Raw genomic sequence first — 13517 nt, forward strand, 5'->3', positions numbered from 1 at the left:
CATCGGCGTTCCGACGGGGGCCCGGAACGCCGGCAACAGTGCCCCGACGGGGGACCAGGGCACTTGGCTAAAGCGTACACCTACTACCCTTGGGGTGCGTCAAGACTTAGTCACGACCCGATCTCGCGTCGGTGGCGTGGAATCTCACTTTGTCCGGAATCTTCCACGTCAGGGACATGCGGAACCCCGCGCGGTGGCGCGTTGGCCCCGATCACGGCAACGTATGGTAAAAAGATCGCTCCGGCGAAGAGTAGCAGCCGCACGGGCATCGGAGCGGGCACCGTGAAGGCGAGGACCAGGCAGATCAGCCGGATCCCCATCTTGATGAAGTAGCTCTTCTCGCGCTTGCCGATGTCGGCGCTCAGGGAGGGCTGGGCGTCCGTCACCTGATGAACCACCGGGCGCCTGCGCCATCCCTTCACGATTCCCAATCTAGGCCTCATATCGGCTGGGTGCGAACGGTCATGTAATCGTGGCTTTCCGGGAAGAAGCAGGGGATGACAGATCGAACGTATCGGGTGACCGAGATAGTCGGCACTTCGGGGGAGAGCGTCGAGGCCGCCGTCCGCAACGGGGTCCGCCGCGCCTCCCAGACCCTGCGTCATCTCGACTGGTTCGAGGTGACCGAGATCAGAGGGCACATCGAGGAGGGGGAGATCGGCCACTTCCAGGTCGGCATGAAGATCGGATTCCGCCTGGAGGACGACTGAGCCTGTACGACGGATGTCCGGTACCGCAGACTACGGGGATGAAGGAGACCCGGGGTCCGAGGGCGGGAAGGCCGCCCGGTGCGGCGGCGGCCGCGGTGGCACGGGCCGCGCTGGCCGCGGCGATGATCCTCCCGGCCGGCTGCGCCACCCCGGCGGGCGGCGCGCCCACAGTGCCCGCCCCGATGCCCGCCCCGGTGCCCGCCGCCACCGGGGCCGTCTCGCGAACCACGCCCACCACCGCCCCCGCGCCCACCACCACCGACGCCGGGCCGCGGGCCGGAACGCGGGAGGAACCGCTGCTGCGCCAGAGCGCCGCCGACGTCGCGCGGACGATAGGCAGCCTCCGCAAGATCGACGACCTGCCGCTGTACGAGATGACCTACCACGGGTCGTACGACCTCGAGGCGCCCCTGGGGGAGGAGGAGCTGGCGGGGCGCGCCGACGGCTGGGCCTGCTCCCTGTTCGCCCTCGGCGGCGACCGGCCGCTGTTCGGCCGCAACTTCGACTGGGATCCCAACCCGGCGCTGATCGTGCACGCCGACCCGCCCGACGGCTACGCCTCGGTCTCCGTCGTCGACCTGTTCCACCTGATCGGAGGCTCCGCGCCGCCGGACCTGTCCGCCGCGCCCGACCGCCGCAGGATGGCCCACGCGGTGCTCGCCCCCTACGACGGGGTCAACGAGAAGGGCCTGGCGATCGGCATGGCCACCTCGCCCGAGGGCGGGCTGCCCGCCCGCTCTCCCGACCGCCCCGACATCACCAGCGTGCGCGTCATCCGGATGATGCTCGACCAGGCGGCGACCGTGGACGAGGCGTTGGCGATCATGCGCCGCTACGACGTCGACTTCACGATCGGGCCGCAGATCCACTACCTCATCGCCGACGCGGCGGGCGGGTCGGCCGTCGTGGAGTACGCAGGGGGCAGGCTCAACGTCATCGACGACCGCATGCTCACCAACTTCGGCATGACCGGCACGTCCGCCGCCCAGCGCCGGGCCGACCACCGCTACCGCACGCTCGCCGAGGGGCTGCCCGCCACCCGGGACTGGCGCGACGCGATGGGCCTGCTCCGGCGGGTGGCCCAGCCGCACACCCGCTGGTCGGTCGTCTACGACCTCACCGACGCCACCGCCCGCGTGGTGGCGGGGCAGCGCTGGGAGACGGTGCACACCATCCCGCTCGTCCAGCGCTGAACGGCCCGTACCCGGCGAGGGCCTAGCTGGCCTGGCTCACCGTCGACATGTTGAAGTCGGGCACCCGGATCGGGGGCATGATCGCGCGGTTGAAGTAGTCGCTCCACTCGCGCGGCAGGGTCTGCTCGGAGGCGCCGATCTCGGTGAGGCGGCGCAGCAGGTCCACCGGGCTCTCGTTGAAGCGGAAGTTGTTCACCTCGCCCACGACCTCGCCGTTCTCCACCAGGTAGACGCCGTCGCGGGTCAGCCCGGTCAGCAGCAGCGTCTGCGGGTCGACCTCGCGGATGTACCACAGGCAGGTGAGCAGCAGGCCGCGCTCGGTGGAGGCGATCATCTCCTCCAGCGACCGCCCGCCCTCGGGCCCCCGCATGATCAGGTTGTCGACGGCCGGGGTCACCGGCAGGCCGGTCAGCTCGGCCGAGTGCCGGGTCTGCAGCAGGTTGGCCAGCCTGCCGCCGGAGATCCAGTCGGTGGGCTCGATCGGCAGCCCGTTGTCGAACACCGAGTTCTCCCGGCCGGAGGCGTGCGCCACCACGAACGGCGGGCACTCGACGCCCGGCGCCGAGGGGTCGCCGTACAGGCGGACCGGCAGCTCGGACAGGACGTCGCCGACGCGGGTGCCGCCACCGGGCCTGGAGAAGACCGTGCGTCCCTCCAGGGCGTCGCGCGCCCCGGCCGTCCAGTACAGGTACGTCATCAGGTCGGCCACGGCCGTCGGCGGCAGAAGCGTCTCGTACCGGCCCGCGGGCAGCTCGACGCGGTTCCTCGCCCAATCCAGGCGCCGGGCCAGCGAGGCGTCCAGGGCCGTCACGTCGACGTCGGAGAAGTCCCGGGTGGACACGCCGGTCCACGCCGAGCGCCTCATGTCGGGCGACTTGGCGTTCAGCTCCAGGCGGCCGGTGGGCTGGGTGTGCCGCAGCCGGGTGCCGGTCGAGGTGCCCACGAAGGTCGTCGTGACGGTGTGCTCGGCGAACCCGTACAGCCTGCGCCCGCCGGCCTCGGCCGTGGCGAAGGTCTCGCCCAGGGCGGGGGCGAAGGCGCCGAACACCCCGATCGAGGTCGTCTCCGCGGGGGCGTCCCAGTCGCCCGAGCGGGTGCCCTCCAGCAGCGGCCGGGCGTCCTCGGACGGCCGCGCGTCCTCGGCGGCGTGGTCGGCGGCGGCCACGACGTCGTCGAGCTGGTCGGGGCGGACCGCCGCCCGCGACACCACGCCCACGCCGCGGCCCACGATGGAGATCACGGTCAGCTGCGCGGAACGGAACACGCCGTTGGTGGTGAGGGTGTTGCCCGCGAAACGCAGGTTGGCGCTCGAGGTCTCGTCCACGATCACGACGTTGTCGTCGGCCGTGGAGAGTTCGAGAACTCTCTCGATCATCTCCTGAGGGGTCATCCCGTTCCTCTCCCGCCGGGCCTCCTGGCCGGCGCCTTCTCCCACCCGTTCGCCGTGCGTGCTCAACTGCCACTCTCCTGGACGGTGTTGAGGATGCGCACGCCGCGGAAGAGCGCCGACGGGCAGCCGTGGCTGACCGGCGCGACCTGGCCCGGCTGCCCCTTGCCGCAGTTGAACGCCCCGCCCAGCACGTACGTCTGCGGCCCGCCGACCGCCGCCATCGACCGCCAGAAGTCGGTCGTCGTGGCCTGGTAGGCGACGTCGCGCAGCTGCCCGGCGAGCCTGCCGTTCTCGATCAGATAGAACCGCTCACCGGTGAACTGGAAGTTGTACCTCTGCATGTCGATGGACCAGCTCTTGTCGCCGACCACGTAGATGCCCCGGTCGACGCCGGAGATCAGCTCCTCGGTGGTGGGGCCGTCGGGCGCCGGGCGCAGCGACACGTTGGCCATCCGCTGGATCGGGGTGTGGCCGGGGGAGTCGGCGAAGGCGCAGCCGTTGGAGGCGCCCAGGCCCTTCAGCAGCGCCATCCGCCGGTCGAGCTGGTAGCCGACCAGGACGCCGTCGGAGACGATGTCGAACTCCCTGGTCGCCACCCCCTCGTCGTCGTAGCCGATCGTGGACAGGCCGTGCTCGACGGTGCGGTCACCGGTCACGTTCATCGCCTGCGAGCCGTACACCAGCTTGCCGAGCTGGTCGAAGGTGGCGAAACTCGTCCCGGCGTACGCCGCCTCGTAGCCGAGGGCGCGGTCGAGCTCGGTGGCGTGCCCGATCGACTCGTGGATCGTCAGCCACAGGTTCGACGGGTCGACCACCAGGTCGTACAGCCCCGCCTCGACGGAGGGGGCCCGGAGCTTCTCCTCCAGCAGCTCGGGGATGCGCGCCAGCTCCTTGGGGAAGTCCCAGCCGGTGCCGGTGAGGTATTCGTACCCCCGGCCGACGGGCGGGGCGAGCGTCCGCATCGAGTCGAAGCGGCCCTCCAGCACCCTCGTCGCGTTCAGCCGGGGATGGACGCGCACCCGCTGCTGCGTGGTGGTGGTCCCGGCCGTGTCGGCGTAGAACTTCTGCTCCTTGACCTGCATCAGCGACGCCTGGACGTGGTCCACCCCGGGATCCCTCAGCAGGTCGCCCGACCAGTCGGCGAGCAGCGCCGCCTTGTCGCGCATCGGCACCTCGAACGGGTCGACCTCGTAGGAGGAGATCCAGGTGACGTCGGAGTGCACCGCCTCGGGGGCCAGCTCGACGGGCTCGCGGTTGACCGCCGCGGAGACGACCGCCACCTCCACCGCCTGCTCGGCGACCCTGACGGCCGCCTCGGGGGTGAGCTCGATGCCCGCGGCGAAGCCCCAGGTGCCGTCCTTGACGACCCGTACGGCGTAACCGAGGGTGTCGGCGTCGATGGAACCTTCCAACGCGGCGTCGGAAAGACGCAGGGTCTCCCCGCGGATGCGCTCCAGCCGGAAGTCGGCGTGCTCGGCGCCCAGGTCACGGGCGCGCTGCAGGGCCGCGTCCGCCAGCCGGCGCAGAGGCAGGGCGAGGAAGTCGGAGTCGATCTGGCGCATGTCAACGATCCTAGCCCTGTGATCTTGTCCCTCCCGGACAAGGTGGTTACCCCCCGGTAGCCGATACCGTCTGACCATGGCTCGATCTGTTCTCGTAACCGGCGGCAATCGCGGCATCGGCCTCGCGATCGCCCGCGAACTCGCTCAGGCAGGCGACGACGTCGCCGTCACCTACCGTTCCGGCCAGCCCCCAGAGGGCCTGTTCGGCGTGCGCTGCGACGTCACCAGCACGGCCGACGTGGACGCCGCCTTCGCGAAGGTCGAGGCCGAGTTCGGCCCGGTCGAGGTGCTCGTCGCCAATGCCGGCATCACCAGGGACACGCTGCTGCCGATGATGAAGGAGGAGACCTTCACCGACGTCATCGACGCCAACCTGACCGGCGCCTACCGGGTCGCCAAGCGCGCCACCCGCGGCATGCTGCGGCTCAAGCGCGGTCGCATCGTGCTGATCTCCTCGGTGGTCGCCATGCTCGGCTCGGCCGGGCAGACCAACTACGCCGCCTCCAAGGCCGGCATGATCGGCTTCGCCCGGTCGGCCGCCAGGGAGCTGGGCTCGCGCAACATCACCGTCAACGTGGTCGCCCCCGGCTTCGTGGAGACCGAGATGACGGCCGAGCTGGACGAGGCGTACCAGGAGCAGATCCGGAAGAACATCCCCCTGGGCCGCTACGCCGCCCCGGAGGAGATCGCGCGCGTGGTCAGGTTCCTGGCCGGCGAGGACGCCGCCTACATCACGGGGGCCGTCATCCCCGTCGACGGCGGCCTTGGAATGGGGCACTGACGTGGGAATTCTCGAAGGCAAGCGGCTCCTCGTCACCGGGGTGCTCACCGACGCCTCCATCGCCTTCTCGGTGGCCAAGCTGGCCCAGGAGGAGGGCGCGCAGATCGTGCTCACCGGATTCGGCCGGCTCAGCCTGGTCGAGCGCATCGCCAAGCGCCTGCCGGAGCCGCCCCCCGTGCTGGAGCTCGACGTGACCAACACCGAGCACCTCGACTCCCTGGCCGACCGGGTCGGCGAGCACCTCGGCGGCCTGGACGGGGTGGTGCACGCCATCGGCTTCGCGCCGCAGACCGCCCTGGGCGGCAACTTCCTGAACACCTCCTGGGAGGACGTGGCGACCGCCGTCCAGGTCTCCACGTACTCGTTCAAGTCGCTCGCGGTGGCCGCGCTCCCGCTCATGAAGGAGGGCGGCGCGATCGTCGGCCTCGACTTCGACGCCACGAAGGCCTGGCCGGTGTACGACTGGATGGGCGTGGCCAAGGCCGGTCTGGAGTCCTGCTCCCGCTACCTGGCCCGCGATCTCGGCAAGCACGGCATCCGGGTCAACCTCGTCGCCGCGGGCCCGATCAGGACCATGGCCGCCAGGAGCATCCCCGGCTTCGTCGAGTTCGAGGAGAGCTGGCCCGCCAAGGCCCCGATCGGCTGGGACATCAACGACCCGATCCCGGCGGCCAAGGCGTGTGTCGCCCTGCTGTCCGACTGGTTCCCCGCCACGACCGGCGAGATCGTCCACGTCGACGGCGGCGTCCACGCCATCGGAGCCTGAGCCGTTCCCGGCCCGGCGGGCGGTGATCGGCCGGGCCGGTGTCGTACCGGGGCGGCGAGGCCGCGGCGACCGTGAAGCGGCCGGGCAGGGAACCGCGGGCCGGGGCGGCGCGGTCAGGCCACCCGGTGGTGTCCCGGCGGAGCCGGCTCGAACGGTATCGACTCCCTGACCCTCCGCCTGCTGTACAGCAGGCGGACCGCGAGAATGGCCGAGACGAGCACCGTCGTGGTGAGCACGGTGCTCGCCGTGTCGGACGACCGGCTGGGGGTCACCGGGTGCTCGTCCGGCATCTGCCGCTGGAGCTCCTGCATCAGCGGGGCGGGCCACAGCAACTCCACCCGGGGCGCCTCGGCGTCGACCACGGGTGACGGCCTGGGGGCCACCGGCTCGCCCACCTCGGTCGTGAGCGTCCTGGTGTCCGGGAGCGGCGGCTGGGGGAACGGCGGCCGGTCGGTCGGCACCGGAACCGGGCTCTTCCTGGCCGGGGCGGCGTCCTGGGCCCGCGAGGGGCTCGCCGAGAGGGTCGCCGACGGGCTGGGGCTCGGCGACGCCCTGGGCCGGGGCGCCTCGGAGGTTGCGGGCTCCTGCGGCTCCTCGATGAGGGGGGCCACCGGCGAGTCCGCGCACTTGGCGGAGGCCGCGGTCCCGCAGGCGTCGGCGGGCGCCTGCGTGCCGCCGGAGGATTTCTCCTCCTCCTCCTCCTCCTCCTTCGCGGTGGACGGGCTCTTGCCCGAGGAGGTCCTGGCGGACGAGGGGGCCGGTGCCGGGCTCTCCGTCTCGGCGGGCGTCTCGGCGTGCGTCTCGGCGTTGTTCTCCCTGCCGTTCTCCCTGCCGTTCCCGGGGTCGTTCTCGGCGTTGCCGTGGGCGGCGTCCCCGCCGGAGGGCGCCGGTGAGGGGACGAGCGGGGAGATGCCCTCCGTGAGGCCGTCCACGACGCCCTCCACGGCCTGGCAGACCCGGCCCGTCACGGTGCCCAGCAGCCCTTCGTGATCGCAGTCGTCCAGCCGTGCGACGGCACTCGCCCGGGCGGCGCTCACGGGCACGACAGCGACCGCCGGGATTCCACCCCCCAGCGCCAGCGCCAGAACGCCTGCCGCCATCGCAGTTCGCACTCGTCTCCTTCGCCCCGGCCGGACGTCGGCCATGAATCTCGCCGACGTCCCGGTGTCCCCCTGCCACCTGTTTGACAGTTTTGTAGGGAGGCCCGTTTTTTCCACGGAAAGTCGTCATTCGGTATCGACTAGTGATACGCGAGACGAATTCTCGTTCGGTTTCTCGTTCGTTCTCCTGGCACGCCGGCCCTTTTCCCCGGGAGGCCGTCCTTCTTGGGAAGTCCGTCCGCACCGGAGCCTCTCCGGTGCCGCGCCTCAGTCCGCGGACACGTCGTCGAGCGCCTCCCTGATCTCCACGGGCAGCGCCAGGTCCTCGGCCTGGAGCACCCCGGACAGCTGCGCGTGGGTGCGGGCGCCGACGATGGCGGAGGCCACCCCCGGCTGGTCGCGTACCCACGAAAGGGCCACCGACAGCGGTGAGACGCCGAGTCCCTCGGCGGCGGTCGTCACCGACTCCACGACCCGGCGGCACCGCTCGTCGAGGTAGGGGGTGACGAAGTCGGCGAAGTGCGGGGTCGCGGCCCGGGAGTCCGCGGGGATGCCCGTCCGGTACTTCCCGGTGAGGACCCCGCGCCCGAGCGGCGACCAGGCGAGCACTCCCGCGCCGACGTGCTCGGCGGCCGGGATCAGCTCGCGCTCGGCCTCCCTGGCCAGGAGCGAGTACTCGACCTGGGCCGCGACGATCGGCACCCTGCCGGGGACCGCCCGCTGCCCCACGGCCGCGGTCGCCAGCTGCCAGCCCGCGTAGTCGCACACCCCGGCGTACGCGGCCCGCCCCGAGGACACGATGGCGTCCACGGCGGCCAGGGTCTCCTCCAGCGGGACGTCGGGGTCGAAGGCGTGCAGCTGCCACAGGTCGACCTCGTTGACGCCCAGGCGGGTCAGGGAGGCGTCGATCGCGGCGACCAGATGTTTCCTGGAGGCGTCGCGGGGCCTGCGCCCGGCAGGGGTGAGCACGGCCTTGGTGGACAGCACCAGCTCCGAACGCGGCACGGAGTCGCGCAGCAGCCGCCCGAGCAGCCGTTCGGCGTCGCCGCCGGTGTAGACGTCGGCGGTGTCGATGAGCGTGCCGCCGGCCTCGGCGAACGTGCGGAGCTGCGCCGCGGCCTCCTCGGCGCCGGTGTCACGTCCCCATGTCATCGTCCCCAGTCCCAGGCGGGACACCGACAAGCCGCTCCGGCCCACATAGCGCTGCTCCATGATCCGGCCAGGTTACCGCCCGGCCACTTAAAAGTAGTGGAGTGAAGGCTGCAAGACTTGCCCGCGTGACGACCTTGTTGCTGGCCAGACACGGCCTTACCCACCTCACCGGTCCTGTCCTCGCGGGCTGGACCCCGGAGGTGCACCTCAGTGACGCGGGACGGGCCCAGGCGGAGGCGCTCGCCGCGCGGCTGACCACCCTGGAACTCGACGCGATCGTCTCCAGCCCGCTGGAACGCTGCCAGGAGACCGCGCAGGCGGTCGCCGCGGGGCGGCGGGAGGTGGAGGTGCTGACCGACGAGCGCTTCGGCGAGTGCCGCTACGGCGACTGGACGGGCCGCCCGATCGCCGAGCTCGCCAAGGACCCTCTCTGGCCGGTCGTGCAGGCCCACCCGAGCGCGGTGACGTTCCCCGGGGGAGAGTCCCTGTCCGCCGTACAGCACCGCGCCGTGACGGCCGTCAGGGAGTGGAACGAGCGACTGGGCCCGAAGGCGGTCTATCTCGTCTGCAGCCACGGAGATGTGATCAAGGCCATCGTGGCCGACGCCATGGGACTCCACCTGGACCAGTTCCAGCGGATAACGGCTGATCCGGCGTCGCTCACCGCCATTCGCTACACCCCCTTGCGTCCCTTCGTGCTCAGGCTCAACGACCTGGGCGGAGATGTGGCCGGATTGCGCCCCAGGGAGGGTTCGGAGGGCGAGGACGGGGGAGAAAATCCCACCGGGAGCGATGCCGCAGTCGGCGGCGGATCCGGAACCACGTAAGGTCGGGCTATGCCGGTCTTCGACTACGATCCACCCGAGAGGTTCGTGGCCGGTGCCGTGGGGCAACCGGGATCACGAACCTTCTTCCTGCAGGCGCGGGGCCAGGGCAGGCTGACCACCGTTGCCCTGGAGAAGTTCCAGGTAGCGGCGCTGGCCGACCGCCTCGACGAGCTGCTCGACGAGGTGTTGCGACGCGGTGAGGGCAACGTTCCCGTGCCCGCCGTCGCCCCGGCCGCGCTGGCGGACAACGCCCCCCTCGACGTGCCGATCAGCGAGGACTTCCGCGTCGGCGTCATGGCCCTGGCCTGGGACCCCGAGGCCGCGCAGGTGGTCATCGAGGCCAAGGAGGCCGTCGCCGAGGACGAGGAGTTCGAGCCGTCCCCGCTCGTCGAGCCCACGGTGCTGCGCGTGCACATCAGTGCCGGCGCCGCGAGGGCCTTCACCAAGCGGGCCATGGCGCTCGTCGCGGCCGGCCGCCCGCCCTGCCCGCTCTGCGCCCAGCCTCTCGATCCCGAGGGGCATATTTGTGTGCGGCTCAACGGTTACCGGGGTAGTAGCGCTTCATCTGCTGGAGGAGGCGAATGAGTGCTGAGAGCGAGCCGACGCTGAGTGCGGCGCCGGCCGCGGGGCTGGACGACGAGACCGCGACGCGTCTGCTCCGTGACGGCCAACTGGACGTGGCGGGCCGCCTGGTCGAGGCGACCAACATGACGCTCTACTGCTCGGTACGGCTCGGCGGGCTCGCGGCGGCCTGCGTGTACAAGCCGGTACGGGGCGAACGCCCCCTGTGGGACTTCCCCGACGGCACCCTGGCGGCCCGCGAGGTCGCAGCCTACGAGGTCTCCGCGGCGATCGGCTGGCGGATCGTGCCGCCCACCGTCTACCGCGACGGCCCCTTCGGCCCGGGAATGTGCCAGCTGTGGATCGACACCGACCCCGAGACCGACCTGATGGTGCTGATCCGCAGCCGCCAGCCCTCGCTGCGGCGGATGGCCGTCTTCGACGCCATCGTCAACAACGCCGACCGCAAGGGCGGTCACCTGCTGCCGCTCGCAGACGGCCACGTCTACGGCGTCGACCACGGGGTCTCCTTCTCGGCCGAGGACAAGCTCCGCACCGTGCTGTGGCAGTGGCGCGGCAAGCCGCTGTCCCGCGAGGCCATGAACGTCCTCACCCGCCTCGAGACCGACCTGGAGCAGGGCCGCCTCGGCCGCCGCCTCCGCGAGCTCCTCACCCTCCACGAGGTCGAGGCCACCTGGTCGCGGGTCCGCAGGCTGCTCGACACCGGCCTGCACCCCCTTCCCTCCAAGGACTGGCCCGCCATCCCCTGGCCGCCGATCTGAGGCCCCTCGCGCGGTGGTCCCCCGTCCCGGGTTCGGGGCGTCCCGCGGGGAGCGGGACCGGCGAGTCGAGGGTGTCCTCGCCGTGGCTTCGGTGACCTCGGCCGACCTCGGCCTTCCTGCCGATGGAGGGCCCCGGTCCGCGCCCGCCTCCCGCGGGGGCGTAGCCTCCGGGCATGTGCACGGTTGTCGTCAGCATCGATCCGAGCGCCGAGATCCCCCTGATCGTGGTCGGGGTGCGCGACGAGTTCACCGACCGCCCCTGGGTCCCCCCGGCCCGGCACTGGCCGGAGAGCCGGCCCGGCCTGATCGGCGGGCGTGACCTCAGGGGAGGCGGCACCTGGCTGGCCGTCGACCCCGAGGCCAGGCGGGTCGGAGCCCTCCTCAACGGCCTCGGCGTGCTCGCCCCCGAGGAGGCCCGCCGCTCGCGGGGCGACCTGCCGCTCCTGGCGGCGGCCGGAGACGGGCCCGTGGAGGGCGACCTCGGCCACTACGACCCCTTCCACCTGCTGCGGGCCGATCCCGCCGGGGCCCGCCTGTGGCACTGGGACGGGATCACCCTGGAGCGGGACGACCTTCCCCCGGGAACCCACATGATCGTCAACAGCGGATGGGAGCGCGGTGCGGAGAACGAGCGGGTGGCGTTCTTCCGCCCCCTGTTCGCCAAGGCGGGCCGCCCCTCGGAGCTCGACGGCCCCTGGGAGGAGTGGCGGGAGCTCGCCACCGGGGCGGGGATTCCCTCCGAGGACCCCCGCACGATGATCGTCCATCACGAGCTGCCCGACGGGCGGACCTTCGGCTCCGGCTCCGTCACCCTGCTGGCCCTGGCGCCCGGCGGCGTCCGCTACGACTTCACCGCCGACCCTCGTGATCCGGGCGCCTTCCGCGAGGTCCGCCCGGAATGATCCGGTCGGCTCCCGGAGTTGAGGTGAGTGCCCGTACATCCACCATCCCGAGCCGATCGGGGTGGTCTAACCGCTGGATAGGCTTCATTTTATGAGATCGTGGTCTGAGCCGAAGGTTCCTCGGCTTCCCGGTGCCGGTGTCCCGCTGCGGCTGTTCGACACCGCCGCGCGAGAGGTCGGCCCCACCCGGCCGGGCCGCACGGCGCGGATGTACGTCTGCGGCATCACACCCTACGACGCCACCCATCTGGGCCACGCCAACACCTACCTCGCCTTCGACCTGGTCAACCGGGCCTGGCGTGACGCCGGTCACGAGGTGCACTTCACCCAGAACGCCACGGACGTCGACGACCCCCTGCTGGAACGTGCCGGGCAGACCGGCGTCGACTGGCGCGACCTGGCCGAGCGTGAGATCGAGCTGTTCCGGACCGACATGGAGGCGCTGCGCATCCTGCCGCCGCGTGACTACGTCGCCGTGACCGAGGCGATCGATCAGGTCGCCGACCTGATCGTGTCGCTGCGCGACAAGGGCGCCACCTACGTCCTCGACGGCGACGTCTACTTCGACGTGGCCGCGGCCCCCAAGTTCGGGGCCGTCTCCGGTTACTCGGAGGAGCGCATGCTCGCCCTGTTCGGTGAGCGCGGGGGAGATCCGGACCGGCAGGGCAAGAAGCACCCGCTCGACTGGCTGCTCTGGCGCGCGGAGCGCCCGGGGGAGCCGTCCTGGCCCTCGCCGTTCGGCCGGGGCCGGCCCGGCTGGCACATCGAGTGCACCGCGATCGCCCTGGCGAACCTGTCCAGCGGTTTCGACGTCGCGGGCGGGGGCTCCGACCTGATCTTCCCCCACCACGAGTGCGGCGCCCACGAGGGCCACGTGGCGTGCGGGGAGTGGCCCTTCGCGAGGGCCTACGTGCACGCGGGCATGGTCGCCTTGGACGGCGAGAAGATGTCCAAGTCGAAGGGCAACCTGGTCTTCGTCTCCCGCCTGCGCGAGGAGACCGACCCGATGGCCATCCGGCTCGCCCTGCTGGCGCACCACTACCGCTCCGACTGGGAGTGGACCTCCGAGCAGCTGGGCTCGGCGGAGGTACGGCTGGCGCGCTGGCGTTCGGCGGCGGGGCTGCAGACCGGCCCCGACGCCGGTGTCGTGCTCGAAAGGGTGCGCGCCCGGATGGCCGACGACCTGGACGCCCCGGGCGCCCTTGCGGTCGTCGACGACTGGGCCGAGCGAGCCCTGTCCGAAGGGGGCAGCGACCCGGACGCGCCGGTCCTCGTCAGGGAGACCGTGGACGCGCTGCTCGGGGTCGCGCTCTAGGCTCCTGGGCTCCGGGCGGCACCGCCCCCTGGAGCGCGGCGGCGCCCGCTTCCGGGGGCGCCGCCGGAAGCGGGAAACGGCCCTGAGAGCCGGGCGCGGGAAACGGCCCTGAGAGACGACTGAGCCCGCACCGCTTGCGCGGTGCGGGCTCAGCCTGAAGCCTTTGAGGTCAAACCAGGTCAGATGACCTGAACCTGGTCGGCCTGCGGGCCCTTCTGGCCCTGCGTGGTGACGAAGCTGACACGCTGGTTCTCCTCCAGGCTGCGGTAGCCGCCGGAGTTGATAGCCGAGTAGTGCACGAAGACATCGGCGGTGCCGTCATCCGGTGCGATGAATCCGAAGCCCTTTTCGGCGTTGAACCACTTAACGGTGCCCTCAGACAAAACTACTTCTCCTCATTGGGAGCCTCACCGAACCACCAGGTCGGCGGCACGGGGCTGCGTTGCGGACCCTACCATGCACCCGCGGAAACCATC

The 13517-nt window shown here is 71.6% G+C and carries 15 protein-coding genes; 9 read left to right on the forward strand and 6 right to left on the reverse strand.

The features are described from left to right. Nucleotides 1-110: 110 nt before the first annotated feature. A complete protein-coding gene (locus ACTOQ1_RS10685; RefSeq protein WP_440066105.1) occupies nucleotides 111-422 on the reverse strand; it encodes a DUF3099 domain-containing protein in 312 nt (103 codons plus the stop codon). A 75-nt stretch (nucleotides 423-497) separates the two neighbouring features. On the opposite strand from ACTOQ1_RS10685, the gene ACTOQ1_RS10690 reads away from it, so the two are divergent. Together ACTOQ1_RS10690 and ACTOQ1_RS10695 are read left to right on the forward strand one after the other, a co-directional pair. Next, nucleotides 498-710, forward strand: coding sequence for a dodecin (locus ACTOQ1_RS10690; protein ID WP_440066106.1), 213 nt, complete (start codon nucleotides 498-500; stop codon nucleotides 708-710). Nucleotides 711-748: 38 nt separating this feature from the next. Continuing rightward, complete coding sequence (locus ACTOQ1_RS10695) at nucleotides 749-1903, forward strand: carcinine hydrolase/isopenicillin-N N-acyltransferase family protein (protein ID WP_440066107.1); 1155 nt, start codon at nucleotides 749-751, stop codon at nucleotides 1901-1903. 22 nt (nucleotides 1904-1925) lie between these two features. Here the strand turns inward: ACTOQ1_RS10695 and ACTOQ1_RS10700 are convergent, their stop codons facing one another. Together ACTOQ1_RS10700 and ACTOQ1_RS10705 are read right to left on the reverse strand one after the other, a co-directional pair. Next, nucleotides 1926-3293 (reverse strand): metallopeptidase TldD-related protein, encoded by a 1368-nt coding sequence (locus ACTOQ1_RS10700; RefSeq protein WP_440066108.1) that lies wholly within the window; start codon nucleotides 3291-3293, stop codon nucleotides 1926-1928. A 62-nt stretch (nucleotides 3294-3355) separates the two neighbouring features. Then, a complete protein-coding gene (locus tag ACTOQ1_RS10705; protein ID WP_440066109.1) occupies nucleotides 3356-4855 on the reverse strand; it encodes a TldD/PmbA family protein in 1500 nt (499 codons plus the stop codon). 76 nt (nucleotides 4856-4931) lie between these two features. On the opposite strand from ACTOQ1_RS10705, the gene ACTOQ1_RS10710 reads away from it, so the two are divergent. Then, complete coding sequence (locus tag ACTOQ1_RS10710; RefSeq protein ID WP_440066110.1) at nucleotides 4932-5636, forward strand: beta-ketoacyl-ACP reductase; 705 nt, start codon at nucleotides 4932-4934, stop codon at nucleotides 5634-5636. Between the two features lies 1 nt (nucleotide 5637). Then, nucleotides 5638-6402, forward strand: coding sequence for an enoyl-ACP reductase FabI (gene fabI, locus ACTOQ1_RS10715; protein ID WP_362685989.1), 765 nt, complete (start codon nucleotides 5638-5640; stop codon nucleotides 6400-6402). A 113-nt stretch (nucleotides 6403-6515) separates the two neighbouring features. Here fabI and ACTOQ1_RS10720 read toward each other — a convergent pair whose 3' ends face one another. Then, nucleotides 6516-7514 carry a hypothetical protein gene (locus tag ACTOQ1_RS10720; protein ID WP_440066111.1) on the reverse strand — a complete coding sequence of 333 codons (999 nt, stop codon included), beginning with the start codon at nucleotides 7512-7514 and terminating at the stop codon, nucleotides 6516-6518. A gap of 255 nt (nucleotides 7515-7769) precedes the next feature. Then, entirely contained in the window at nucleotides 7770-8714 is a 945-nt protein-coding gene (locus tag ACTOQ1_RS10725; protein WP_440066112.1) for an aldo/keto reductase, read from the reverse strand. Between the two features lie 65 nt (nucleotides 8715-8779). Between ACTOQ1_RS10725 and ACTOQ1_RS10730 the strand changes: the two genes are divergently transcribed. From ACTOQ1_RS10730 to mshC, 5 genes are all read left to right on the forward strand, one after another. Beyond that, entirely contained in the window at nucleotides 8780-9481 is a 702-nt protein-coding gene (locus ACTOQ1_RS10730; RefSeq protein ID WP_440066113.1) for a histidine phosphatase family protein, read from the forward strand. A gap of 9 nt (nucleotides 9482-9490) precedes the next feature. Beyond that, on the forward strand, nucleotides 9491-10066 hold the full coding sequence (locus ACTOQ1_RS10735; RefSeq protein WP_362685999.1) for a DUF3090 domain-containing protein: 576 nt from the start codon (nucleotides 9491-9493) through the stop codon (nucleotides 10064-10066). After that, nucleotides 10063-10824: an SCO1664 family protein gene (locus ACTOQ1_RS10740; protein WP_440066114.1), complete on the forward strand. Its 762-nt coding sequence runs from the start codon at nucleotides 10063-10065 to the stop codon at nucleotides 10822-10824. The genes ACTOQ1_RS10735 and ACTOQ1_RS10740 overlap by 4 nt, the downstream gene beginning before the upstream one ends. Before the next feature lie 173 nt (nucleotides 10825-10997). Then, on the forward strand, nucleotides 10998-11726 hold the full coding sequence (locus ACTOQ1_RS10745; protein ID WP_440066115.1) for an NRDE family protein: 729 nt from the start codon (nucleotides 10998-11000) through the stop codon (nucleotides 11724-11726). A gap of 91 nt (nucleotides 11727-11817) precedes the next feature. Further along, a complete protein-coding gene (mshC, locus tag ACTOQ1_RS10750) occupies nucleotides 11818-13041 on the forward strand; it encodes a cysteine--1-D-myo-inosityl 2-amino-2-deoxy-alpha-D-glucopyranoside ligase (protein WP_440066116.1) in 1224 nt (407 codons plus the stop codon). A 179-nt stretch (nucleotides 13042-13220) separates the two neighbouring features. Here the strand turns inward: mshC and ACTOQ1_RS10755 are convergent, their stop codons facing one another. Then, nucleotides 13221-13424 (reverse strand): cold-shock protein, encoded by a 204-nt coding sequence (locus ACTOQ1_RS10755; RefSeq protein ID WP_344903117.1) that lies wholly within the window; start codon nucleotides 13422-13424, stop codon nucleotides 13221-13223. Nucleotides 13425-13517 lie beyond the last annotated feature (93 nt).

The organism is Streptosporangium sp. OZ121 (genome assembly GCF_051918885.1).
Lineage (GTDB): Bacteria > Actinomycetota > Actinomycetes > Streptosporangiales > Streptosporangiaceae > Streptosporangium.